Source organism: Paraburkholderia sp. BL17N1 (assembly GCF_003634175.1).
In the GTDB taxonomy this organism is placed as follows: Bacteria; Pseudomonadota; Gammaproteobacteria; order Burkholderiales; family Burkholderiaceae; genus Paraburkholderia.
In genome coordinates, this window is sequence record NZ_RBIW01000001.1 from 1,005,420 (window position 1) to 1,030,474 (window position 25,055).

Here is a 25,055-nt window from a genome sequence, read left to right on the forward strand (position 1 = left end):
CACTGCCTGCGACACGTTAGTGCGTGACGCCGTTCTGCGCCGCGCCGTCCTGGCCACCCATCTGCGCGAGACGTTGCTCGTACAGCGCCTGGAAGTTGATCTCGGCGAGGTGGATCGGCGGGAAACCGGCGCGGGTGATCGCGTCGGCGATGTTCGAGCGCAGGTACGGGAACAGGATGGTCGGGCAGGCAATGCCGACGAGCGGATCGATCTGCTCAGCCGGAATGTTGCGGATGTCGAAAATGCCCGCTTGCTTGGCTTCGATCAGGAACGCCACCTTGTCCGCAACCTTGGCCGTGACCGTGCCCGTGACGAGGATTTCGAACACGGTGTCGGCGAGGCGCTCAGCCTTCACGTCGACTTCGACTTCGACCGAGGGCATTTCCTGTTCGAGGAAGATGCCCGGCGAATTCGGCTGCTCGAGCGACATGTCCTTCAGATAGATGCGCTGGATGTTGAAGAACGGCTGGTTATTCTCGTCGGACATGATGAAGTGATTCCCTGATAGATATGCATACTGGCGGCCCATGCAAGCATGGGCCGCCAGATCATTGCGGCGCGCCGCCCGCCCTGATGAGGCGAGGCCGCGCCGGTTTAGTGTTCACCCGCCCTTCTCACGCGCCCGCGGGCGCGCGAAGTCAGGCGGTTGCTTCGAGCAGCGGCATCAGACCGCCCGCGCGATCGAGCGCGGAAAGGTCATCGTACCCGCCCACATGCGTCTCGCCGATGAACACTTGCGGCACCGTGCGGCGACCGGTCCGGGTCATCATTTCCTCACGACGGGCCGGGTCTTTGTCGATCAGTACCTTTTCAACGTGCTCGACGCCGCGCGACTTTAAAAGACGTTCGGCCATCTGGCAATACGGGCACACCTGGGTGCTGTACATGATCACTTTGTTCACTTGGCTGCTCCTTGTTTCACAACCGGCATACCGGCTTTCTGCCAGGCGTCGACACCGCCTTCGAGAACATGGACTTCCGCGTAACCTGCATCCTGCACGATACGCGCTGCCTTGTTCGACTGCTGGCCGGTCTGGCATACCAGCAGCACCGGGTTGCTCTTGTTCTTCACGAGTTGCGCGACCTTCGCCTGCAACTCTGCAAATTCAAGGTGCCGCGCCGCGGGCAAATGCCCTTTGGCGTAGTCGGCGGACGGACGCAGATCGATGACCGCCGCATTGCGCCGGTTGATCAGTTGCGTGGCTTCAGCGGCCGACAGGCCGCCGCGCCCGCGCCGGCTGATCGTCGGCCACAGCAGCAACCCACCGGAGATGAGGACGATCGCGATCAGTACAAGGTTTGTGTAATCAGTGAAAAACTTCACGGAAAATCCGCCGAAAAAGAGAGAAATCGAAAAGGGCAATCCAGCCATTATAAAATAACCGTCTGACGCGATGGCGGCGCTCCTTCAGAGGACCGCGCGCAGCGCTTTCCCGCTTCCTCACTACCGACCGGCAATCTCATGTACAAACTCGTTCTCATCCGCCACGGCGAATCGACGTGGAACAAGGAAAACCGCTTCACGGGCTGGGTCGACGTCGACCTCACCGAACAGGGCAACAATGAGGCGCAACAGGCGGGCGTGCTGCTGAAGGACTCGGGCTACATGTTCGACATCGCCTACACCTCGGTGCTCAAGCGTGCGATCCGCACCTTGTGGCACGTGCAGGACAAAATGGATCTGATGTACCTGCCGGTGGTGCATTCGTGGCGTCTGAATGAACGCCACTACGGCGCGCTGTCAGGTCTGAACAAGGCGGAAACGGCCGCGAAGTTCGGCGACGAACAGGTGCTGGTCTGGCGCCGCAGCTACGACACGCCGCCGCCGGCGCTCGAGCCGACGGACGAACGTGCGCCCTATAACGACCCACGCTACGCCAAAGTGCCGCGCGAGCAACTGCCGCTCACCGAATGCCTGAAAGACACCGTCGCGCGCGTTCTGCCCCTGTGGAACGAGTCGATTGCGCCGGCCATCAAGTCGGGCCGCAAGGTCGTGATCGCCGCCCACGGCAATTCGATCCGAGCGCTGGTGAAGTACCTCGACAACATTTCGGACGACGATATCGTCGGCCTGAATATTCCGAACGGCGTGCCGCTCGTCTATGAACTCGACGAAGACCTGAAGCCCATCAAGCACTACTATCTGGGCGACCAGGAAGCGATCGCCAAGGCGCAGGCCGCTGTTGCCAAGCAAGGCAAGGCCGGCTGATCTGCCATCTCGCCGCCATGTTGCCGTCAGAAACGCGGTGAATGGCGGCTCACCGGTCGCGCCGACGGGCAAGACGAGCCGGTCAGCGCGGCTCGCTTGATTCGAGCGCGCCGGTCTGGCCGCCGTCCATCCGTTACGGCACATTACTTCATCGTTGTGCGCGCAATCCAACGAACCAGGCCCGGCGCGTGCTGTCGAATCACGATTGCCTGCGCCGCGCCCTGACTTGGCGGGTGTGCAGTTATACTTGTCCGTCCCCATCTCTATCGACGCTGCCACGCGCTTCCGACCGCAACAGACTCTATGCGAAAGAACCTGAAAAATATCGGCCTGATTGCCGCGGGCCTTGCTACCGGCGTATTTGCCACCCTGCAGCTCTCGGCTTCGGCCCAGCAACCCGCCAGCGCAGCGTCGAACGCCGTTGCACCGCTGCCGCTGGATCAGCTCAGGCTCTTTGCCGAAGTATTCGGGCAAATCAAGCACGAATACGTCGAACCGGTCGACGATAAAAAGCTTCTCACCGCCGCCATCAAGGGCATGGTGTCGAGCCTCGACCCACACTCGTCCTACCTCGACAAGACCGATTACGAGGAACTGCAGGAGCAGACCAAAGGTCGCTTCGCCGGCCTCGGCATCGAAATTTCGTCGGAAGACGGCCTGATCAAGGTGATTTCGCCGATCGAAGACACGCCCGCGTTCCGCGCCGGCATTCGTCCGGGCGACCTGATCACGCGTATCAACGACAAACCCGTGCGCGGCATGACGCTCGACCAGGCGGTCAAGCAGATGCGCGGCGACCCCGGCACCAAGGTCACGCTCACCATCTTCCGCAAGACCGACGACCGCACGTTCCCGCTCACGGTCACGCGCGCGATCATCAAGGTCCAGTCGGTCAAGATGAAGATCCTTGCGCCGGGCTACGCCTATGTGCGGATCACGAGCTTCCAGGAACGTACCGTGCCTGACCTGGCTGCGAAGCTGCAGGACATCGCGCGTCAGCAGCCGAATCTGAAGGGTCTCGTGCTCGACCTGCGCAATAACGGCGGCGGCCTGCTGCAAAGCGCGGTCGGCGTGGCCGGCGCGTTCCTGCCGCCAAATTCGGTTGTGGTGTCCACCAACGGTCAGATTCCGGATTCGAAGCAGGTCTATCGCGACACCTACGACAACTACCGCCTGCAATCCTTCGACAGCGATCCGCTGAAGGACGAAGCACCGATCTTCAAGACCGTGCCGATGGTCGTGCTGACCAACGCGTACTCCGCGTCGGCGTCGGAAATCGTCGCGGGCGCGCTGCAGGATCAGCATCGCGCGCTGATCGTCGGCAAGACCACCTTCGGCAAGGGTTCGGTGCAGACCGTGCGTCCCATGACGGCTGACACCGCACTTCGTCTGACCACCGCGTACTACTACACGCCGAGCGGCCGGTCGATCCAGAACAAGGGCATCCGTCCTGACGTCGCGGTCGATCAATACGCGGAAGGCGATCCGGACGACGCACTCGTCACCCGCGAAGTCGACTACACGAATCACCTTGCGAACACGCAAGATCCGAACGAGAAGAAGGAAGCGGAACAGCGCGAACAGGAGCGCATGGACCAGTTGCGCCAGCTTGAAGAGCAGAACGACAAGAAGACGCCGGAACAGCGTCAGAAGGATCGTGAGCGCAAGCCGGTGGAATTCGGTTCGGCCGACGACTTCATGCTGCAGCAGGCTCTGAACAAGCTGGAAGGCAAGCCGGTGCAGGAATCGAAGTCGCTGACCGAGCGCCGTCTCGCGCAAAACAAGCCGGCCGCGTCGGCGTCCGCGCCGGTCGCGGTGAAGCCGACGCAACCGGTGCCGGGTGCATCGGCCCCCGCGCCTGCTTCGCAAAGCAACTAAGCAGCCAGTCTGTCGTGTCTTCGCAGCGAAACGTGCTGCGAAGACACGCTGCCATACCCAGCATCAGCAAGAACACCCGCTCCCGGCGCGATTAAAATATCAACAACGCGCACGGCAGGCCTGTCGGTCCTGCATCTCATCGCGCGACACACTCACGCGCCCCCGCCATGAACGACGATCAACTCCTTCGCTATTCCCGCCACATCCTCGTCGATGAAATCGGCATCGAGGCGCAACAGCGCTTTATCGATGCGCACGCGATCATCGTCGGCGCGGGCGGCCTGGGCTCGCCCGCAGCAATGTATCTGGCTGCGGCGGGCGTCGGTCGTTTGACTTTGGTCGATGCCGACACGGTCGACCTGACCAATCTGCAGCGGCAAATCCTGCATGTGACCGCATCGGTTGGACGCAAGAAGGTCGAGTCCGGACGTGACGCGATCGCGCGCATCAATCCCGAGGTCGTGGTGGACGCTGTGGCCGAGCGCGTCGACGACGCGTGGCTCGACGCCCAGGTGCCGCATGCGAGCGTCGTGCTCGACTGCACCGATAACTTCGCCACGCGCCATGCGATCAACCGCGCCTGCGTGAAGCACGGCGTGCCGCTGGTGTCGGGCGCGGCGTTGCGCTTCGACGGCCAGATCAGCACCTTCGATTTCCGCGACGAAGCGTCGCCCTGCTACGCCTGCGTGTTTCCCGAAGACCAGCCGTTCGAGGAAGTCGCGTGTTCGACCATGGGAGTATTCGCGCCGACGGTCGGCATTGTCGGTTCGATGCAGGCGGCCGAAGCGCTCAAGGTGATCGGCGCAATCGGCACGCCCTTGCTCGGCCGCCTGATGATGCTCGATTCACTGCGGATGGAGTGGACCACAATGCGCATCGCGCGCCAGCCGGATTGCCCGGTGTGCGGACAGACGCACCTCGCCTGACGCTAGCCTTCTCAACCACACGCTGAAACAGAAACGCCGCCCAATGGGCGGCGTCTTCACCGGATCACGAAGCGACCGCGGCGGCTCAAGCCAGCATCACGCGCTTGAGCGCAGCCTGCACTTCTTCAGGTTCGAACGAAGCCAGCACATCGGCCACCGGCTTTTCCAGCGTCTTCAGATGCGAGCGCAGCACTTCCTGCTTGACCACCAGCAACTGGCTCGGATGCATCGAAAACTCGGTGAGGCCCATGCCGAGCAACAGGCGCGTCAACGTCGGATCCCCCGCCATCTCACCGCACACCGAGACCGGCACGCCCGCCCGCTTTGCTTCGCGCAGCGTGAACGCGATCAGATGCAGCACCGCCGGATGCAGCGGGTCATACAGATGCGCGACCGAGTTGTCCGCGCGATCGATTGCGAGCGTGTACTGGATCAGATCGTTGGTGCCGATCGACAGAAAATCGAGCCGCTTGAGGAACAGCGGCAAAGCGATGGCGGCGGCCGGAATCTCGATCATCGCGCCGACCTGCACGTTCGGATCGTAGGCCATACCCGCGTCGTCGAGCTGACGCTTGGCTTCGCGAATCAGATCGAGCGTCTGGTCGATTTCCTGGGCGTGCGCGAGCATCGGAATCAGAATCTTCACCGAGCCGAACGCCGACGCGCGCAAAATAGCGCGCAACTGCGTGAGGAACATCTGCGGCTCGGAAAGACTCCAGCGAATCGCTCTCAGCCCCAAGGCCGGGTTCGCGGCGGTTTCGTAAGCATCGCCCCCGCTCATCGAATCGAGCGGCTTGTCGGCGCCCACGTCGATCGTGCGGATCGTGACCGGCAGCCCGTTCATCAACTCGACCGCGCGACGATACGCGCCGAACTGCTCCTCCTCTTCCGGCAGGCGGTCCTTGTGATTCATGAACAGGAACTCGGTGCGGAACAGGCCGACGCCCGTCGCGCCCGCATCGACTGCGGCGCGCGCGTCGTCCGGCAACTCGATGTTCGCGCACAGTTCGATGCGGGTGCCGCACAGCGTTTGTGTAGGCGAAAACTTCAGCCGTTGCAGCTTGCGCTGCTCGAGCGCCTTCTCGCTCTGCCGATACGAGTACTCTTCGAGCACGATCGGCGCGGGATCGACGATCACAATGCCATGATCGCCGTCGACGATAATCAGGTCGTCCTGGCGAATCAGCGCACTCGCGTGCTGCACACCGACCGCCGCCGGAATGCCCAGGCTGCGCGCGACGATCGCCGTGTGCGACGTGCGGCCGCCCAGGTCCGTGACGAAACCCTGAAACGTCTGGGTCTTGAACTGCATCATGTCGGCCGGCGCGATGTCGTGCGCGACCACGATCATTTCGTCGCACGCACCGTGCACGCCGTCGCCCAGCGCCACCGACGCGCCGGCGAGCGCCTTCAGCACGCGCTCCACCACCTGCTCGATATCGGCTTTGCGCTCGCGCAGGTACTCGTCTTCGATGTCGTCGAAATGGCGCGAGAGGCGCTCGAGCTGCTCGGTCAGCGCCCACTCCACGTTGTAGCGGCGTGTACGGATCAGGTCGAAAGTTTCCTGCACGAGCATCGCATCGTTCAGGATCATTGAATGCACGTTGATGAACGCGCCCATTTCGCTAGGTGCGTCCGCGGCAAGATCGGCACGCAGCGTTTCGAGCTCGTAATGCACGTGTTGCTGGGCCGTGCGAAAGCGCTCGATCTCGCTCTCGATCTGGGCGGGTTCGATCAGATAGTGGTCTACGTCAAGTGCAGCCGGGGCGATCAGATAAGCCCGCCCGATGGCGATACCGCGTGACACGGGAATTCCATGCAGCGTGAAGGACACGCGCACCTCCTCTAGTTGTGTGATGCCGCGGCAAACCGCTGCAATGCTCTCAGACACTGTCCGTCATTATAAATTCCACGCCCTCCGTAGATGCGACGGGGGTGTGTGCAGTGCAGCACGAAAAACCGTAAGCAGCCGTAGCAATGCGCCTTCATCGGCCTCGCGCTTCGCGTATCGCTCGACTCAAGTCTCGCAAGCGCATGCCGACGCGCGCGCCCTCACGCGCGTTTCGTCTGCCCATTGTCATGCGCTAAAAAAAACGCCGCGGACAACCGCGGCGTTCTTGCTCATCGCAACGTGGACGCACGGGTTCACTGCCCCTCGCCGAATTTATCGGCAATCAGTTTCAACAATGCGTCCATCGCTTCTTTTTCATCGGAGCCTTCCGTTTCGATCAGCACCGTGCTGCCGATGCCCGCGGCCAGCATCATCACGCCCATGATGCTCTTGGCATTGATACGGCGGCCATTGCGGCTCATCCAGATTTCCGCCTGATAGTTGCCCGCGAGTTGGGTCAACTTGGCCGACGCGCGCGCGTGCAGCCCCAGCTTGTTCACAATAGTCGTTTCCTGTTGCAGCATGTGATGGTCCGAAGCGCGGGTAAGTGTTGTTGTGAAAGGTGAAACTGCAAAGCGAATGCAATGCGCCTGGCGCCCACAGCGAGCCGGCGCAAGGACTTATAAGCCGGCCGAATCGGCTTTCTGTGTCAGGTCGGCCTCAGGGGGCAACGCAGGAATACAGTCAGCCGATGCCGCCTCCGGCGGCAGAGCCGGCAAACAATCGCCGGATTCCGCCGTGGGTGCAATGGGCGCCGGGGTAGCCGGTCCGATTGCATGCACGCCCTTGGTGGCGCCGGCGAGTGCCTTGTCGACCAGCGTGTCGAGCGGCGTGGCGCGATAACAGACCGCACGCACCAGCATCGGTAAATTGACGCCGCACAGCACGCGCACGTCCGGCAGCGATGCGAGCCGTCCGGCGATATTCGCGGGCGTGGCGCCGAACATATCCGTGAGGACGAGCGCGCCGTTTTCTTCCTTGAGACGCTCGATCTCCGAGTTCGCAAACGCGACCTGCTGTACGGGATCGCAATCGGGCGATACGTCGATCACGCCGATACGAGCCGGCAAGCCACCATAGATGTGCGAAATGCAATCGCGCAACGCGGTGGCGAACGGAGCGTGCGCAATGATCAGAATGCCTGCCATGTCAGCCTTACTGCAAAAGAACGGCCTCGAACCGTGAACCGTGAACCGGGACGAAGCCCGGTTCGTCAGCGCCCTCTGCCGGCCGTGGGCCATGAGGGCCGGAACGCATCGATTGACGAGCGGCTTGCCGCGCTTGGCGTCGTGCCTGCGCCGGCGAAACACTGCTCGCTTACAGTCCGCTGCCCGTGACACCCGTCGGGTCCGATCGATTCACCTTGGCGCGGAAGAGCGGGCATTGTATCAGGCTCATTTTCGCGCCAATTCCGGCGTGCTGCGTGAGGCGGACTTGTTACACAGTTTGGGGGGCATGGCGGGCATTCAAGTGCCGCCAGCAGGCCGCGCCATCACCCCGCCGCGCGCTCCAATGCGTCGATGAACATGGCGGCCACGTCGAAGCCGGTTTGATCCATGATCTCGCGGAAACACGTCGGGCTCGTCACGTTCACTTCGGTCAGCCAGTCGCCGATCGCATCCAGCCCGACCAGCAGCAAACCGCGCGCGGCAAGCACGGGCGCCAGCGTATCGGCAATCTTGCGGTCGTGATCGGTCAGCGGACGCGCCACGCCCAGGCCACCGGCCGCGAGATTGCCGCGCACTTCATTACCCTGAGGAATACGCGCGAGCGAATATGGCACGGCTTCACCGCCGATCAGCAAAATCCGCTTGTCGCCCTCTTTGATCTCGGGGATGAATTTTTGCGCCATCACCGAACGCGCCCCGTCGTGGCTCAGCATTTCGATGATCGAACCGAGGTTCATGCCGTCGGCCTTCACGCGGAACACGCCCATGCCGCCCATGCCGTCGAGCGGCTTCAGGATCACGTCGCCATGTTCCTCATGGAACGCGCGCAAGCGGGTCGCGTCGCGCGTGACCAGCGTGGGCGCGACGAACTGCGCGAACTCGCCGATCGCGAGCTTTTCCGAATGATCGCGAATCGCCTGCGGTTTATTGAAGATGCGCGCGCCGCCGCGTTCGGCCATTTCGAGCAGCCACGTCGACGTGACGTATTCCATGTCGAACGGCGGGTCTTTGCGCATCACCACGGCGCTGAAGCTCTTGAGCGAGCGTGGGGCGGCCGCTTCAGCGTCGTACCAGACCTCGCGATGCAGATCGGTGACGTCGCCGACAATCGCAAAGCGCTGCACGTTCGCCTCGACGTCGCCGCCCGTCCACGCCAGATGCTTCGGCTCGCACGTGTAGATCACGTGACCGCGGCGCGCGGCTTCGGCCATCATCGCGTAGGTCGAGTCTTTATAGATCTTGAATTGCGTGAGCGGATCGGCGATGAAAAGAATGTCCATGAAGGTCCCGGTGCGCCCTGACGGGCTTGGCATTGATCGTAAATATAGTCGTTGAAAATGGCGATGGCGGCACGCATGCCGCCATCGGCCACCCGAGGTGGCTTAGACCTGAATCGCTTCCGGATCGGTCTTTTCCAGTTCCACCGATGCGGCCAGCAGCCCGAGCCGCGCGACCACGCCGTACATATAGAAGCGGTTGGGCGGCGCAGCGCCCGGTTTGGCGTGCGCGTCGGGCAGCGCCGTATGCTCGAAGCCGAGCGGCACGAAGTGCATGCCGGGCGCGTTCAGGTTCTGGTCGCGCTCGCGGCTGCCATGCACGCGGTAGAAGCCGCCCACCACGTAGCGGTCGATCATGTACACCACCGGCTCGGCCACTTCTTCGCCGATGCGCTCGAAGGTGTACACGCCTTCCTGCACGATCACGTCATGCACTTCCAGGCCGTCTTTGGTCGCGGCCATCTTGGCGCGTTCGCGCTTGGTGAGCGCAGCGACTTCCGACGCGTCGTGCACGGTCATCACACCCATGCCATACGTGCCCGCGTCCGACTTGATCACGACATACGGTTTCTCGGAGATACCGTACTCGCGATACTTCTTGGCGATCTTCTTCAGCACGCCGTCGATCGCGTCCGTCAGCGCTTCCTCGCCGGTGCGTTCCTGGAAGTCGACGCCTTCAACGTGCGCGAAGTACGGGTTGATCATCCACGGGTCGATCTCGACCATCTTCGCGAATTTCTTCGCGACGTCGTCGTAACAGGAAAAATGCGTGGATTTACGGCGCACGGCCCACCCGGCATGCAGCGGCGGCAGCAAATACTGCTCGTGCAGATTTTCGAGCACGGGCGGGATGCCGCCCGACAGGTCGTTATTCAGCAGAATCGAGCACGGGTCGAAATTCTTCAGGCCGAGGCGCCGCTGCGAGCGCTCGAGCGGTTCGAGCACCAGTTTCTGGCCGTCGGAGAGCGCGATCGTGACCGGCCCATTGATGGTTTCGTCGAGCGTGCCGAAACGCACGTTCAGGCCGGCCTGGCGCATGATCGCGGCCAGACGGGCGACATTCTCGAGATAAAACGCGTTGCGCGTGTGGCGCTCCGGAATCACCAGCAGATTCTTTGCGTCCGGACAGATCTTCTCGATCGACGCCATCGCCGCCTGGACGGCGAGCGGCAACACTTCCTGCGGCAGATTGTTGAATGCGCCAGGAAACAGATTGGTGTCGACCGGCGCGAGCTTGAAGCCCGCGTTGCGCAGATCGACGGAACAGTAGAACGGCGGCGTGTGCTCCTGCCATTCGAGCCGGAACCAACGTTCGATGGCGGGAGTAGCGTCGAGGATCTTCCGCTCAAGATCGAGCAGCGGGCCGTTTAACGCCGTAACTAGGTGCGGAACCATTGATCACTCGCAGACTGGAGAAAAAAGATTGTAGAGCAAATGCTTTGTCCATTTGGGGACGGTTTCTCCATTCGCAAGCGGACGCGAATGCATTCTCGCTATTGCCATCATAGGCGGGGAAAACTACCGTTTACAAGATAGCGCGCAAGAAAAAAGCCCGCCATGAAGGCGGGCCAAAATCGCTGCGCTTATCCGTCATCCCCACGAGCCCGGGAGCGCGGGCTCGCGGTGTGTTGCTTATTCGACGTGTTCGCCGTGCAGCGTCACGTCCAGACCTTCGCGTTCCTGTTCTTCCGTCACACGCAGGCCCATCACCATGTCGATGATCTTCAGCAGGATGTAGCTCACCACGCCGCTGTAGATCAGCGTCGTCAGCACGCCCTTGGCTTGCAGGATCACGCTGCCATCCGCGCCGCCGATGTCCTTCACCGCGAACACGCCGGTCAGCAGCGCACCCACGATACCGCCGATGCAGTGCACGCCGAACGCGTCGAGCGAGTCGTCGTAACCGAGCTTGTGTTTGAGCCACGTTGCCGACCAGAAGCAGATCACGCCCGCTGCGATACCGATCACCAGCGAACCCGCCATGCCAACGAAGCCCGAAGCCGGCGTAATCGCCACCAGACCCGCCACGGCGCCCGACACGATACCGAGTACCGACGGCTTACCCTTGGTCGCCCATTCGGCGAACATCCATGCGAGTGCTGCCGCTGCGGTCGCCACTTGCGTTGCGAACATCGCGAAACCGGCACGGCCGTCTGCTGCCACCGCCGAACCCGCATTGAAGCCGAACCAGCCTACCCACAGCATGGCGCCGCCGATCAGCGTGAGCGTCAGGTTGTGCGGCGCCATCGCTTCCTTGCCGTAACCGACACGCTTGCCGAGCACCAGTGCGCAGACCAGCGCCGCGATACCGGCGTTGATGTGCACCACCGTGCCGCCCGCGAAGTCGAGGATGCCCGCGCTAGCCAGCCAGCCGGTCGGTTCCCAGACCATGTGCGCGATCGGCGAGTAGACGATGATCGACCACAGCGTCATGAACACCAGCATCGCCGAGAACTTCATACGGTCGGCAAACGCACCCGTGATCAGCGCCGGGGTAATGATCGCGAACGTCATCTGATAGACGACGTAGACCGTTTCCGGGATCGTCGGCGCGAGGTGGCTGACGGTCAGCGTCGTGGCCTTGTCGCCCTTGATGTAGTTCATGCCCGACATGAAGAAGCGCGAGAAGCCGCCAATGAACGATCCACCCGGCGTGAAGGCGAGGCTGTAGCCCACCACGACCCAGATGATCGACACGAGGCAGGTGATCGCGAAGCTCTGCATCAGGATCGCGAGCACGCTCTTCTTGCGGACCATGCCGCCGTAGAACAGCGCCAGACCCGGGATCGTCATGAACAGCACGAGCGCGGTGGAAGTCAGCATCCAGGCGGTGTCGCCCGAATTGATCTTCGACGAATCGACCGAGAACGGCGCGGTCGGGGCAGCCGGCGCAGCGTCCGATGCTGCGGGTGCGGCGGCGGCCGCGCTGGCAGCCGGTGCGGCGGACGCGTCAGCGGCCGGTGCCGAAGCCGCGGCGGCAGCGGGTGCGGCCGAAGCGTCCGGTGCCGGCGCGCTCGCCGTCGTATCGGGAGCAGCGGCCGAAGCGGCTGCGGGGGCGGAAGCGTCGTCCGCGAGGGCGGCGCCGATACCGCCCGCGAGCAGCGAACCGGCCATCAGCAAGGACATCATTAATTTGCGCATCTTTCGTTTCCTCTTGTCGCTATCTGTGTCGCTATCTTTTGGTATTACAGAGCGTCCGCACCAGTCTCCCCGGTGCGGATCCGAATCACCTGTTCAATCGGCGTGACGAAAATCTTGCCGTCGCCGATCTTGCCCGTGCGAGCCGCACGCTCGAGCGCCTCGATCGCCTGGTCGACGATGTCGTCCGAGACAGCGGCCTCGATCTTCACCTTCGGCAGAAAATCGACGACGTATTCGGCGCCGCGATACAGCTCCGTGTGACCTTTCTGGCGACCGAAACCTTTGACTTCCGTCACCGTGATGCCCGAGACGCCGATGGCCGACAAGGCTTCGCGCGCCTCATCGAGCTTGAACGGCTTGATGATTGCGGTAATGAGTTTCATGACATCCCTCGCTTAGTTGCGTAACCCGTTTGCGTAACCCGTTTGCTAACTCTCGTTGCGTATCCCTAAAACCGTTCGCGTGGTCTCGTTCCGCTGCCGGTAAAAAGGCGCCGGCAGTGCGCGCGGGGCAGTAACAGCAACTCGCATGCCATGTCGTGTCAGACTCCGCCCCGTGGACGTCGCAAAAGGGGCGCAAGCCGCCCTGGCCGGACGGCCAACGTTGACGGGGGCACGCTGGCGCAGCGTATGGATCGTTGCTAGAGTGTTCGCAGGTCTGGAACGCAAGGGCGCGCACCAAAGGGGCTCATGCCGCAACGTCACGCAATAGGGCATGCACCAACACCGCCCATTTGCCGCTACAAAGCACAGGCGTAACGAAACATGCACATTTTTTGTGCACCAAGGGGAACACCATGAAACAACCGAACGATGTTTTTAACGACTTTCAGGCCCGCATGAGCGAGCTCTTCAAGAACTCGCCGGCCAAGGACGTCGAGCGGAACGTCAAGGCCATGCTGTCGCAGGGCTTTTCGAAGCTCGACCTGGTGACGCGCGAGGAATTCGACACGCAAACCCAGGTGCTGGTGCGCACGCGCGCTCGCCTTGAAGAACTGGAGCGCCGCGTCGCCGAACTCGAACAGAAGCTGCCGGTCACGCAAACGCCGTAACGCTTTTGCTCGCGGCGTGATCGCCGCGCAGTGCTGCACATCACAGGCAAGCGAGCCGTGACGTCATCAGCGTTTTAGGGGATTTGCGCGCGCCTTCGGCGCGCCGTCCGACGGGAGAAAACATGTCGCTTGCCGTGGTGCGCAGTCGCGCGCCGGCCTCTGGCCGCGCGCCCGAAGTAACCGTCGAGGTCCACCTCGCGAACGGATTACCCTCTTTTTCGATCGTCGGCTTGCCTGATCTGGAAGTGCGCGAAAGCCGCGAGCGCGTGCGCGCGGCGCTGCAGAACTGCAATTTCGACTTCCCGGTCCGACGCATCACCGTCAATCTCGCGCCGGCCGATCTGCCGAAGGAATCCGGCCGCTTCGATCTGCCCATCGCTTTGGGCATTCTCGCGGCGAGCGGCCAGATTCCTGCCGAGTCCTTGCTGCATCGTGAATTCGCGGGCGAACTGTCGCTGACTGGCGCGCTCAGACCGATGCGCGGCGCTTTCGCCATGGCGTGCGGAACGGCGCGCGGCGGCGCGGCTCAAGGCGGCGGCGCTGTGGCGCAATCCGCCGGGACGGCGAGCGAGCTTGCTGTCGGCGAGGCGACCGCGCCTTCCACGCCTCAGCTCTATCTACCCGCTGCGAGCGCGGCGGAAGCGGCGCTCGTACCCGGCGTCGATGTCTACGGCGCCGCCGATCTGCCTTCGTTGTGCGCTCACCTCGCGCAAGCGCCGGACGGCCGCCTCTATCCTGTCGCCGCGCCGGACCTCGCCGAAAGCCCAGCGGCCGTTATCCCGGATATGGGCGACGTCATCGGTCAACGCGGCGCGCGCCGGGCACTCGAAGTTGCCGCTGCCGGCGGGCATCACGTCTTGCTGGTCGGGCCGCCCGGCGCGGGCAAATCCATGCTCGCCGCCCGCCTGCCGGGCCTGCTGCCGCCCATGACCGACGACGAGGCGCTCGCTTCCGCCGCCTTGCTATCCGCCAGCCGGGCCGGTTTTACGCCGTCGCAGTGGCGTCGAAGGCCGTTTCGCGCTCCGCATCATTCGTCGAGCGCCGCCGCGCTGGTCGGCGGGCGCAATCCGCCGCAACCCGGGGAAATTACGCTGGCGCATCTGGGAGTGCTCTTTCTCGACGAGCTTCCTGAGTTCGATCGCCATGTCCTGGAAACGCTGCGGGAACCGCTCGAAGCCGGCCGTATCACGATTTCACGCGCCGCCTTACAGGCGGATTTTCCGGCTGCGTGTCAATTGATCGCCGCCATGAACCCTTGCCCGTGCGGCTGGCGCGGCGATCCCAACGGCCGTTGCCGTTGCACGCCGGAGATCGCTGCGCGCTATTTGCGCAAGCTTTCCGGCCCCCTGCTCGACCGGATCGACATCCAGCTCGAGATACCCGCGCTCACGCCAGCGGAACTGTCCGCGCGCTCGACGGCGGCCGGCGAAACAAGCGCCGCCATCGCGGCGCGCGTCAGCCGCGCCCGCGAGCGGCAATTAAGGCGTCAGGGCAAAACCAATCGCGAATTGGGAGGACGGGAAGTGGACGAGGTCTGCCGCCCCGACTCTGCCGGCGAGGCCTTGCTGCGCGAAGCCGGGGAACGCTTTGGCTGGTCGGCGCGCGCGTACTACCGGGTTCTGAAGGTGGCACGCAGCATCGCCGATCTCGCCGGCGCGCCGATGCCGAGCGCCGCACAGATTGGCGAAGCGATCCAGTATCGTCGGGCTTTTGGCTCTCTATGAGGCGAAAAACATGCTGTCAAGACTTGACTTATGCACACGCACGCGTTCCAGATAAATTTTGAAACAACTGAAAGGTACGCGGTTGACCGCTTCCCAAAGACGTTGATTTGATTGAGTTTTTTTAGCGACGTCGAGAGGGCCGAATCTGACAGAGTGCCCACAGAATGGGCATCTCCAGCCAATTTTCGCGAGTTCTCAACAGAGTTATCCACAGGAACGGTGAGCAACAGGAAAACCTCAACGTAAACCGGGAATTAGCGCGCAAAGCTGCGAAGGAACTTTCAGTATGCGCAGCGCCGCTGCCGCGCCCATCAGCCGCCGAATCGGCCAAAAATACCGCACTCAGTACAGTTGGAACGACGAGAAAAATTGGTCAACCTGTTCCTGCTGCATCGGCTTGGACGCGATGATCGCAGCCTGATACACATGCCGTCCGCGCGCCACGAGCCGGGCGTAGACAGTGCGGGTCTCGTGCTGCGAGCCAGCCTCGCCGCTCAGCTTCATTTCCAGACCGAGCACCTGGCCGCCGGCAGCAAGCGGGATCTGCACCGCACGCGCATCAGGCGCGGCGCCCACGTTACGGGCGAGGCCGGTGCGCAGGAAATCGAGCGCGGCGCGCTGCGTGGCTTCGTCGTCATTGGGCAGCATGACCGTGCCGACCGCAAAGACGGCGTCGCCGGCTTCGGCTGTCTGCATCGCCATCTGCATCGGCGTGCCGTTGATCTGTACGGCTCGCTGATCGTTGCCCGGCTTGGCCGGCAGGTCGACGGTGTAGCCGTTGTCGTTGTTCATGATGGTCCGCCAGTCGAAAGTGGGCGAACAGGCGCTCAGCGCGGCGCCTAACGCCAGCGCGCAAGCGAGCGTGCTCAACGCCGTGCGCGCGCTCGACAATTGGGGCGCGGAGCCCATTGGGCGGCCGCCGCCCCCTATCGGGCGCGGCGAGCGGCCAAAAAAGCGGGCCGCAGAGTTGCTGGCAGAAGTAAGACAGAACGGGATTCGAGCGAGAAAGCGACTGACGCAAAAAACATTTCGGAGCATGGGGACAGAAGACCAGACTGACGAGGACGTAAAACCCTATTATCCGCTCCTGGCCCGCGGCCTGCCGCACCGCCCGAATGGGGCTACAATAACGAGGCCGTTCAGCACCGGGCCGAAAACCCAAACCGACGCATTGTCCCGCGCGTTCCGCGCGACTCCTGAGGTTCCGTTCATGAGCTCCACGCCGTCCACCGCCACCCGGCGAGCGAATCCGCTTCGTTACATCATCATTGCCGCCGTGGCCGTCGCGATTGCCGTCGCCGGTTATTTTGCGTTTGCCGGCCAGCAGCGCGTGCCGGATGCGACCTTCACGTTGCTGTCCGGTCAGAAAGTTTCGACCGCCGACCTGAAAGGCAAGGTCTACCTCGTCAACTTCTGGGCGACGAGTTGCGACACGTGCATGAAAGAAATGCCGCAGATGGTCCAGACCTATAACCGCTTCAAGGACCAAGGCCTCGAATTCGTCGCCGTGGCGATGAACTACGACGCGCCCATGTACGTGGCCAACTACACGCAAACCCGCCAGTTGCCGTTCAAGGTCGCAATGGACGACGGCTCGGCGGCCAAGCAGTTCGGCAATGTCCAGCTCACGCCGACCACGTTCCTGGTCGACAAGGACGGCAAGATTCTCAAGCGCTATGTGGGCGAACCGCAATTCGCGGAACTCGACCAGTTGCTCGAAAAGGCGCTGAAGCCGGCCTGAACCGCCAGCGCAGCCTGACGCGCTTCAACTGATTCAAACACGCCGGCCTCGCATCGCGACGCCGGCGTTTTCATTTCCTTCACCGCTCCCCTTCTCCCTTCGCGGCGAGCCCGTAGCGTTTGATCTTCTCGTAGAGCGTCGCCTTACCGAGCTGCAGCTTGTCCGCCGCGACCGCCACAACGCCGCCGGTCTGCTCCAGCGCTTCCGCGATCACCGCGCGTTCGAATTGTTCCACTCGCTCCTTCAAAGGCTGCGCAGCCGCACCGTCGTCGCCGAAAGACATGACCGGGTCGTCGGCAATGCCGAGTACGAACCGGTCGGCGGCGTTGCGCAGCTCCCGCACGTTGCCCGGCCAGTCACGCTGCATCAGACCCGCGCGCTGACGGTCGGTGAGGATCGGCGCGGGGCGCTGGTAACGCACGGCCGCATCCAGCAGGAAATGTTCGAAGAGCGGCACGATGTCCTCGCGACGCTCGCCTAACGGCGGCAATGCGATCGTCACCACGTTCAACCGGTACAGCAGATCGCGCCGGAAAGAACCGTCCGCGACGTGCCCGGCCATGTCGCCCTTGGCAGCGGCAACCACGCGGCAATTCACGCGAATCGGCTGATTCGAGCCGAGGCGTTCCAGCACGCCGTCCTGCAGCACACGCAGCAGCTTGACCTGCAACGCGAGTGGCATGCTCTCGATTTCATCCAGAAACAGCGTGCCGCCCGACGCATGTTCGAGCTTGCCGATGCGGCGTTTCGCCGCGCCGGTGAATGCGCCCGGCTCGTAGCCGAACATCTCCGACTCGAACATCGGCTCCGGCAGCGCACCGCAGTTCACCGCGATAAACGGCTTGTCACGCCGCGGCGACAGTTCATGCAGGCTGCGCGCGATCAACTCCTTGCCCGCGCCTGTGTCGCCGTTGATGAGCACGGAGGCGTCAGTCGGCGCGACATTGGCAATCAGCCGCCGCACCTGTTCGATGGCCGGACTCCTGCCGATAATCCGCGGCGCCACCGAGTTCTGTTCCGCCAACTCACGGCGCAGCGCGAGGTTCTCCAGCACCAGCTTGCGGCGCTCCAACGCGCGCCGCACGGTTTCGATCAGACGTTCGGAGGCGAAAGGCTTTTCGATGAAGTCGTACGCGCCGTCGCGCATCGCCTGAACGGCCATTGAAATATCGCCGTGGCCCGTCACCAGAATCACCGGCACATCGGGCGCACGTTCGTGGCATTGCGCAAGCAGATCGAGGCCGCTCGCGCCCGGCAAGCGAATGTCGCTGACGATCACGCCGGAGAAGTCCGCGCTAATCGTCCTCGCCGCGGATTCCACCGAGGCATGCCCGATCACGTCGAAGCCCGCCAGTTGCAGACTCTGCACGCTGGCGCGCCGCACCAGTTCGTCGTCTTCGATATACAGCACTTGCAGGCCGTGGTTCAGCATGGCGTTTTCCGTGTGATTCAGGAGCCGGTGGTCAGCGGGTCCGTTATGTGGCTCGTCTGCACGCGCGCGCGGCGCAGCGTCAACACGAATAATGCACCGCCGCGCGGCGCGTTGCGCGCCACCAGCGAGCCGCCGCAATCACGCGCGATGGACGACGATATCGCGAGCCCTAGCCCCAACCCCTGGCCCATTTCCTTGGTGGTAAAGAACGGCTCGAACAGACGCGGCAGGACGTCGTCAGGAATGCCTGGGCCGTTGTCGCTCACGGCGATCGACAGATTCGCATCGGCGACTTCGATCTCGATCGAGATGCGTGGCGGGTGGACGTCGGCGGTTGCATCGAGCGCGTTGCCGAGCAGGTTGATCAACACCTGTTCGAGCCGCAGATCGTCGCAGTGCGCGACCAGTTCGGGATGATCGTCGGCGAGACTCAGCGGCGTGCGCGTGCCGCTGTCCGCATCGAGCAAAGCGAAGTCGACTTCGACGCCCTGCAAGCGCTTTTGCAGCAACGCGACGACGTTGCGCAGCGCCCGCACGACCGGCGCGCGCGCACCGCGTGGCCGCGCGCGTCCGACGAACAGTTTCAACTGGTTGGTGATCTTGCCCATACGCTCGGTGAGCGCGGCGATCGCTTCGAGATTTTCGCGCGCCGACGCCTGGTCGCCGCGCTCGAGCAGCACGCGCGTGTTGTCCGAAAAACCGCGCAACGCAGCGAGCGGCTGATTCAATTCATGCGTGATGCCGGCGGCCATCTGACCGAGCGCGGCGAGCTTGCTCGCCTGGATCAGTTCGTCGTGCGCGGCGCGCAACTCCTGCTCGGCGCGCGTGCGCTCGGCCACCTCCTTCTGCAACTGTTCGTTCGCCTGCGAGAGATCCGCGGTGCGCTCGGCAACCCGCCGGTTCAGCTCCGCGTAGGCTTTTTGCAGCAGCGCGCGGCTGCGCATCACTTCGCGCACGCGAGCCCGGCGCATTCTCCAGTAAAACGCGAGCAACACGAGCGACACATAGCCGAAGCCCGTCACGATGGTCGCCTTGCGCGCATCGGCGTCGGCCGGATCGACGGGCGACATGGTGATCAGATGCCAGTCCGGCTCGCCCATGCCGCGCCGTGATGCCAGATAACGCGGCGCATAGCGGCCGCCGCCGATGCGCACGATCTGCGCGTTGCCTTCGAGCGTGCGTTCGATCGACACCGGCAGCGGCGCGATCGGCTGCTGCGCGTATTGACGCGCCTGATAGATCGAATCGGCGACCGGCCCCGACAGCGGCCGGATGGTGTGGTACTTCCACGCCGGCACCGACGACAGAAAGATCACGCCGTGATCGTCCGTGACGACGAGCGGTTCGGACGCATCCACGCCCTGGAACCATTCGAGATCGAGCTTGACCACCGCCACGCCGACAATCTTGCCCTCGCGCCGCACCGGCTGCGAGATGTAGTAGCCGGGCGCCTGCGAGATCGTACCGATGCCGAAGAAGCGGCCCACGCCGCCTTTGACGGCATCGAGAAAATACGGCCGGAATTGATAGCCCGCGCCGATGAAACTGCCCGGCCCGCGCCAATTGCTTGCGGCGACGCAAAAGCCGTTGAGTGGAATGATGTAGGTGACCGTGGCGCGCGCGTGGCGGTTCAGATCCTCGAGATAAAGGTTGGCACGCTCGACATTGACCGGCGTGGGATTGACCAGCGCGTCCTGCACGATAGGATGTTCCGCCAGCAGATACGGCAGCGATTCGTAGCGTTCGAGCGTGCTCTTCAGCGCGCTGGTCGTACGGTCGACACGCACCGCGGCGTTGCGCCGCAAATGGTCGATGCCGCTTTGCCACGCGATGCTGTAGGTGAGCCCGCACGCCACCACGAGCCCGGCGACGAGCGCGAAGAGGATCAGCAGGCGTCGCGTCACGTTGGCAATATCCGATCGGTGAGGATCGTTTATTGTGGCATAAGGCGAAGCGTCGTCGGGCCAGGCTTCGTCGGCCGACGACGTGAGGGTTGGGCGCGCGGACACCGGTTTCATACGTTTGGTGTCCGCAGCCGTGAGCGTTGCGTTAAGGGACGTTGCCGATCAAACAGCTTAAACGCCGGCCGGCTCTTTGACCGGCACATCGCCACGCAACGCCGCGTTCAGCTTGTTGCGGTCCAGTTCCTTTTCCCATGCCGACACCACCACCGTCGCCACGCCGTTGCCGACAATGTTCGTCAGCGCGCGGCATTCGCTCATGAAGCGGTCGATACCGAGAATCAGCACCATGCCCGACAGCGGAATGGTCGGCACCACGGCCAGCGTCGCGGCCAGCGTGATGAAGCCCGCGCCGGTCACACCGCTCGCGCCCTTCGAGGTCAGCATCGTCACCGCCAGCAGCGTGAGCTGTTGCGTCCACGTGAGGTCGGTGTTGGTGGCTTGCGCGATGAACAGCACGGCCATCGTCATGTAGATGTTGGTGCCGTCGAGGTTGAACGAATAACCGGTCGGCACCACGAGGCCCACCACCGAACGCGAGCAGCCGAGCTTTTCGAGCTTCAGCATCAGTTGCGGCAGCGCGGCTTCGGACGAGCTCGTGCCGAGCACGATCAGCATCTCTTCCTTGATGTACGCGACGAAGCGCAGGATGTTGAAGCCCACCGCACGCGCGATGATGCCGAGCACGACCACCACGAACACGATCGAGGTCAGATAGAAGGTGCCGATCAGTTTGAGCATCGGCAGCAGCGAGCCGATACCGTACTTGCCGATCGTGAACGCCATCGCGCCGAACGCGCCGATCGGCGCCAGCTTCGTGATGATGCGCACGATGCCGAACAGCACATGCGAGAGCCCGTCGATAAAGCTCGTCACGACCTTGCCCTTCTCACCGGCAGTCGCGAGCACCGCGCCGAACAGCAGCGCGATCAGCAGAATCTGCAGGATTTCACCCTGCGCGAACGCCGACACGAGCGTGTCCGGGATGAGGTGCATCAGGAAGTCGACCGTGGTCTGGCCGTGCGCCTTGGCGGCGTACGATGCGACCGCCTTGCCGTCGAGCGTGGCCGGATCGATGTTGAAGCCGACGCCCGGTTTCAGCACGTGCGTGGCGATCAGGCCGAGCACCAGTGCGAAAGTCGAGACGATCTCGAAGTACAGCAGCGCCTTGCCGCCCACCCGGCCGACCTTCTTCATGTCCTCCATGCCGGCGATGCCCGTCACCACCGTACAGAAGATGATCGGCCCGATCACCATCTTGATCAGCTTGATGAAGCCGTCGCCGAGCGGCTTCATGTCGACGGCGAGATTCGGGTAGAAATGCCCGAGCGCAATACCGATGATGATCGCCACGATCACCTGGACGTACAGCACTTTATGGATAGGTTTCTTCACGATGGTTCCTGCGATGTGGATGAGCTCAAATGGCCTGCCACGCTGCGCATCATGCGAACGAATAGTCGTCACGCCTGTGCACGGCATTAGGCCGCGACAAGGGACGAATTCAGAAATACCGGGAAGGGAAATCGGACATCGTTGTCTCCTTGCTTTAGTTGTCGGACCGTTGCGGCCGCGGGTTCTATTTTGCAAGGTCGATGCCAGCTCTACGCCTGGATCGACGCCTTGATTTTTATAGGTTTTCTGACGATCCAGTGTACGCGCCGTCCGGGATTCTGGAAATCCGGACAAAGCCTGTCGGGGAATCCGGAATCCATTGGGACGGCGGCCTCGGGATAACCCGTAAGGCTTTCTACGGCGTGCCTTGCGAGACAGCAAGCACGCCGTCCAACTTGCGGCCTCTAAACGCTGCCCTCTTCCAGCACCAGCAGATTCTCGTGCGAAAAACCGAGCGACACCGGCTGCCCGCGTTCGGGCAAACCGCGATTCGGATCGTTGAATACGTCGAGCGAAATCACGGCGTCTTTCACGCGGGTTCTGATGCGCACCACCGCGCCGAGAAAATTCACTTCTTCGACGGTGGCGTTCAGCGTGTTGCGGCCGGGCGCGGCCGGCTCCAGCACGATCGCTTCGGGCCGCAGCGCGAGCAGGCGCTTCTTGCCCGCATCGTTCGAGGGCAGTTCTTGTGTCGTGGTCAGCTCCTGGCCGTCCACCACCATCCTGCCGGTGGCCGGATCCACCACATGGCCGGCCAGAATATTCAGCGTGCCGACGAACGACGCGACGAACCGTGTGCGCGGAAAGTTGTAGATCTCCGAGGGCGAGCCGATCTGTTCGACGCGGCCCTCGTTCATCACGACAATGCGGTCGGAAATCGACAGCGCCTCTTCCTGATCGTGCGTGACAAAGATCGACGTGATACCGAGTTCGCGCTGCAGCGCGCGAATGTCCTGGCGCAATGAGATACGGATCTTGGCGTCGAGCGCCGAGAGCGGCTCGTCGAGCAGCAAGACTTGCGGCTTGCCGGCGAGCGCCCGTGCAAGCGCCACGCGCTGCTGCTGGCCGCCCGACAATTGCCACGGATAGCGCCCGCCCAGATGTGGCAGCTTGATCAGTTGCAGCATCTCTTCGACGCGGCTATTGATCTCCGCCTGCGGCCGATGCGTGATCTTCAGCCCGAAGCCGATGTTCTCGGCCACCGTCATGTTCGGAAACAGCGCATACGACTGGAACACCATGCCGACCTTGCGCTGTCGCGTGCGAAGGTGGGTGACGTCCTTGTTGTCGAGCCGGATGATGCCGCGCGTCGGCGTTTCGAAGCCGGCGATCATGCGTAGCACGGTCGTCTTGCCGCAGCCGGACGGCCCGAGGAAAGTAATGAATTCGCCGCGTTCGATCTTCATGTCGAAGTGATGCAGCGCAATGTTCGCCCCGAAGGACTTATGCAGATTTTCGATCTCAAGGAATGCCATGATGCGCCGCCTCAGTCCGTCAAACTTGTTGGATCAAACTCGTTGGTCAAACTTTCTGGCCGCTCATGGAGCGGGCCGAGCCGAATACCTGAATCAGTCCCATCGACGCCCACGTGATCACGAACGCGATGATTGCGAGCGCCGACGGCTCGTATGCGCGATTCGCCCCGATCAATTGCAGATACGGGCCGAACGCGGGACGGTCGAGCAGACTCGCCAGCGTGAACTCGCCGATCACTACCGCAAAAGTGAGGAACGCGCCGGACAGAATGCCCGAGCGGATATTCGGAAAGATCACCTTGAAGAGAATCGTCGGCCAGTTCGCGCCGAGACACTCGGCGGCTTCGGTGAGCGAGCGCACGTCGACCGCGCGCAGACCGGCATCGACGGCGCGGTACATGTACGGCAGCGAAAGCGTCACGTAGCCGAACACCAGCAGCAGATCGGTGGCGCGCTCGTTGCCGGTGAGCGGCAGAATCGAACTGCTGTTATAGATGCGCAGATAACCGAACACGATCACGATAGCGGGCACCACCAGCGGCAGCAGCGTGATGAATTCCACCACCGGCCGCAGCTTCGGCAAACGCAATTGCACCCAGTAAGCGGTCGGCACCACCAGCAGCACGCCGACCACGATCGTCAGCAGCGCCATCAGAATCGAGTAGCCGAACGAGGCCTGAAAACGCGGATCGCCGAGCACGACGCTGTACGCTTCGAAGCTATAGGCGCCCCGCTTCATGCGCAGGCTGAACTCGAACGTCGCGATCAACGGAATGAGGAAGTACAGCGAACCGACGATCATCGCGGTCCATGCACCCACGCGCGACTGGCTTGTCATCGACGCCCCCTTTCGGCGCGCGAACGCAGCCAGATGTAGCCGCCATTCGAGAGCCCGGTAACGAGCACCATGCCGAGCGCGAGCGCATAGCCGAGGTTCTGGTTGTGCATCACGTCGCCGCGAATCTGCGCGTACAACAGGATCGTAACGATATTCAGCGAACTGCCGGTCAGCGCGTAAGCCGTGGCGACCGCGCCGAATGAATTGGCGAAAAGCAGCAGCGCGGCGCCGAGCACGCTCGGCCACAGCACCGGCAGCGCGACGTAGCGCCAGTATTGATAAGCGGAGCCGCCCAGACAATCGCAGGCTTCGCGCCATTCGCGCTTCAGGCCGTCGAGCGCCGGCGTGACGATCAGCACCATCAAGGGAATCTGGAAATACAGATAGGTCAGCGTCAGTCCGGAAAAGCTCAGGACGCTGAAGCCGGTCGAGTACAGATTGAAGCCCAGGTATTTTTTCAGCAACACGGTGACGAGCCCGACGCGCCCCAACGTGCAGATGAAAGCGAACGCGAGCGGCACGCCGGCAAAGTTCGACGCGACGCCCGAAAACGTCATCAAGGTCGGACGAATCCAGCCAGGCAGTTTGCCCTGCACCGCCGCCCATGCGAGCAGCGAGCCGATCACCGCGCCGCCGAGCGAAGACGCCGCGCTCACCTTGAAGCTGATCCAGTACGCGTCCATGACGGTCGGCTGGAGCAGGTCACGGAAATTGGCGAGCGTGAAGTGGCCTTGCGGGTCCTGGAATGCGCCGACCATCAGGAAACCCGTCGGCAGAATCAGGAACAGCAGCGCGAACGTAAAGAACGGCACGACGCCGATCCAGGCGAGTAACGGCGACGCGCGGCCCGGACCGTCGACGCGAGGCGTTGGGGTAGGCACCGGCGGAACCAGCAGTTCCGGCTGCACCGATCCCGCATCCGATGAAGCGCTCATAGCTCACCCTTG

23 protein-coding genes are annotated in these 25,055 nt (G+C 63.0%); 6 read left to right on the top strand and 17 right to left on the bottom strand.

Going from position 1 to position 25,055, the window contains the following annotated elements:
• Positions 1-16 precede the first annotated feature (16 nt).
• From secB to B0G82_RS04325, 3 genes are all read right to left on the bottom strand, one after another.
• A complete protein-coding gene (gene secB, locus B0G82_RS04315; protein ID WP_106282308.1) occupies positions 17-487 on the bottom strand; it encodes a protein-export chaperone SecB in 471 nt (156 codons plus the stop codon).
• A 151-nt stretch (positions 488-638) separates the two neighbouring features.
• Positions 639-902 carry a glutaredoxin 3 gene (gene grxC / locus B0G82_RS04320; RefSeq protein WP_007179466.1) on the bottom strand — a complete coding sequence of 88 codons (264 nt, stop codon included), beginning with the start codon at positions 900-902 and terminating at the stop codon, positions 639-641.
• Positions 899-1,324 carry a rhodanese-like domain-containing protein gene (locus B0G82_RS04325; RefSeq protein WP_012431601.1) on the bottom strand — a complete coding sequence of 142 codons (426 nt, stop codon included), beginning with the start codon at positions 1,322-1,324 and terminating at the stop codon, positions 899-901. Before B0G82_RS04325 ends, grxC begins: the two co-directional genes overlap by 4 nt.
• A 138-nt stretch (positions 1,325-1,462) precedes the next feature.
• Here B0G82_RS04325 and gpmA point away from each other — a divergent pair, with 138 nt between their 5' ends.
• The 3 genes from gpmA (at position 1,463) to moeB (ending at position 5,013) form a co-directional block, all read left to right on the top strand.
• Positions 1,463-2,209 (top strand): 2,3-diphosphoglycerate-dependent phosphoglycerate mutase, encoded by a 747-nt coding sequence (gene gpmA, locus B0G82_RS04330; protein WP_121306743.1) that lies wholly within the window; start codon positions 1,463-1,465, stop codon positions 2,207-2,209.
• 303 nt (positions 2,210-2,512) lie between these two features.
• The gene (locus B0G82_RS04335; protein ID WP_121306744.1) at positions 2,513-4,087 is read left to right on the top strand and encodes a S41 family peptidase; all 1,575 of its coding nucleotides are present in this window, start codon (positions 2,513-2,515) and stop codon (positions 4,085-4,087) included.
• Between the two features lie 167 nt (positions 4,088-4,254).
• A complete protein-coding gene (gene moeB / locus B0G82_RS04340; RefSeq protein WP_121306745.1) occupies positions 4,255-5,013 on the top strand; it encodes a molybdopterin-synthase adenylyltransferase MoeB in 759 nt (252 codons plus the stop codon).
• An 85-nt stretch (positions 5,014-5,098) separates the two neighbouring features.
• On the opposite strand, the gene ptsP is transcribed toward moeB, so the two are convergent.
• The 7 genes from ptsP to B0G82_RS04375 all read right to left on the bottom strand — a co-directional run bounded on the left by ptsP (position 5,099) and on the right by B0G82_RS04375 (position 12,874).
• Entirely contained in the window at positions 5,099-6,847 is a 1,749-nt protein-coding gene (gene ptsP / locus B0G82_RS04345) for a phosphoenolpyruvate--protein phosphotransferase (RefSeq protein ID WP_106282210.1), read from the bottom strand.
• A gap of 311 nt (positions 6,848-7,158) precedes the next feature.
• Positions 7,159-7,428 (bottom strand): HPr family phosphocarrier protein, encoded by a 270-nt coding sequence (locus B0G82_RS04350; RefSeq protein WP_012431596.1) that lies wholly within the window; start codon positions 7,426-7,428, stop codon positions 7,159-7,161.
• Positions 7,429-7,524: 96 nt separating this feature from the next.
• Positions 7,525-8,052, bottom strand: coding sequence for a PTS mannose transporter subunit IIA (locus B0G82_RS04355; RefSeq protein WP_116118877.1), 528 nt, complete (start codon positions 8,050-8,052; stop codon positions 7,525-7,527).
• A gap of 344 nt (positions 8,053-8,396) precedes the next feature.
• Positions 8,397-9,353: a glutathione synthase gene (gene gshB / locus B0G82_RS04360; RefSeq protein WP_121306746.1), complete on the bottom strand. Its 957-nt coding sequence runs from the start codon at positions 9,351-9,353 to the stop codon at positions 8,397-8,399.
• Between the two features lie 102 nt (positions 9,354-9,455).
• Entirely contained in the window at positions 9,456-10,745 is a 1,290-nt protein-coding gene (gene gshA / locus B0G82_RS04365; RefSeq protein ID WP_012431593.1) for a glutamate--cysteine ligase, read from the bottom strand.
• 237 nt (positions 10,746-10,982) lie between these two features.
• Positions 10,983-12,491, bottom strand: a complete 1,509-nt coding sequence (locus B0G82_RS04370; RefSeq protein ID WP_106282216.1) for an ammonium transporter — start codon at positions 12,489-12,491, stop codon at positions 10,983-10,985.
• Positions 12,492-12,535: 44 nt separating this feature from the next.
• Positions 12,536-12,874, bottom strand: coding sequence for a P-II family nitrogen regulator (locus tag B0G82_RS04375; RefSeq protein WP_006048089.1), 339 nt, complete (start codon positions 12,872-12,874; stop codon positions 12,536-12,538).
• A 413-nt stretch (positions 12,875-13,287) separates the two neighbouring features.
• On the opposite strand from B0G82_RS04375, the gene B0G82_RS04380 reads away from it, so the two are divergent.
• Positions 13,288-13,542 (top strand): accessory factor UbiK family protein, encoded by a 255-nt coding sequence (locus B0G82_RS04380; RefSeq protein WP_012431591.1) that lies wholly within the window; start codon positions 13,288-13,290, stop codon positions 13,540-13,542.
• Between the two features lie 122 nt (positions 13,543-13,664).
• Complete coding sequence (locus B0G82_RS04385) at positions 13,665-15,266, top strand: YifB family Mg chelatase-like AAA ATPase (RefSeq protein WP_116143099.1); 1,602 nt, start codon at positions 13,665-13,667, stop codon at positions 15,264-15,266.
• A gap of 342 nt (positions 15,267-15,608) precedes the next feature.
• Here B0G82_RS04385 and B0G82_RS04390 read toward each other — a convergent pair whose 3' ends face one another.
• Positions 15,609-16,175: a hypothetical protein gene (locus B0G82_RS04390; RefSeq protein ID WP_241974473.1), complete on the bottom strand. Its 567-nt coding sequence runs from the start codon at positions 16,173-16,175 to the stop codon at positions 15,609-15,611.
• Between the two features lie 301 nt (positions 16,176-16,476).
• Between B0G82_RS04390 and B0G82_RS04395 the strand changes: the two genes are divergently transcribed.
• Complete coding sequence (locus B0G82_RS04395) at positions 16,477-17,007, top strand: TlpA disulfide reductase family protein (protein WP_121306747.1); 531 nt, start codon at positions 16,477-16,479, stop codon at positions 17,005-17,007.
• A gap of 79 nt (positions 17,008-17,086) precedes the next feature.
• Here the strand turns inward: B0G82_RS04395 and B0G82_RS04400 are convergent, their stop codons facing one another.
• From B0G82_RS04400 to B0G82_RS04425, 6 genes are all read right to left on the bottom strand, one after another.
• Positions 17,087-18,439, bottom strand: a complete 1,353-nt coding sequence (locus B0G82_RS04400) for a sigma-54 dependent transcriptional regulator (RefSeq protein WP_199730056.1) — start codon at positions 18,437-18,439, stop codon at positions 17,087-17,089.
• A gap of 17 nt (positions 18,440-18,456) precedes the next feature.
• Complete coding sequence (locus B0G82_RS04405; protein WP_121306748.1) at positions 18,457-20,457, bottom strand: ATP-binding protein; 2,001 nt, start codon at positions 20,455-20,457, stop codon at positions 18,457-18,459.
• Between the two features lie 57 nt (positions 20,458-20,514).
• The gene (locus tag B0G82_RS04410) at positions 20,515-21,795 is read right to left on the bottom strand and encodes a dicarboxylate/amino acid:cation symporter (protein ID WP_121308613.1); all 1,281 of its coding nucleotides are present in this window, start codon (positions 21,793-21,795) and stop codon (positions 20,515-20,517) included.
• Positions 21,796-22,199: 404 nt separating this feature from the next.
• Positions 22,200-23,270, bottom strand: a complete 1,071-nt coding sequence (locus B0G82_RS04415) for an ABC transporter ATP-binding protein (protein WP_121306749.1) — start codon at positions 23,268-23,270, stop codon at positions 22,200-22,202.
• Between the two features lie 46 nt (positions 23,271-23,316).
• Positions 23,317-24,108, bottom strand: a complete 792-nt coding sequence (locus B0G82_RS04420) for an ABC transporter permease (protein WP_121306750.1) — start codon at positions 24,106-24,108, stop codon at positions 23,317-23,319.
• Positions 24,105-25,043: an ABC transporter permease subunit gene (locus B0G82_RS04425; protein WP_116143109.1), complete on the bottom strand. Its 939-nt coding sequence runs from the start codon at positions 25,041-25,043 to the stop codon at positions 24,105-24,107. The genes B0G82_RS04420 and B0G82_RS04425 overlap by 4 nt, the downstream gene beginning before the upstream one ends.
• Positions 25,044-25,055: the final 12 nt, after the last annotated feature.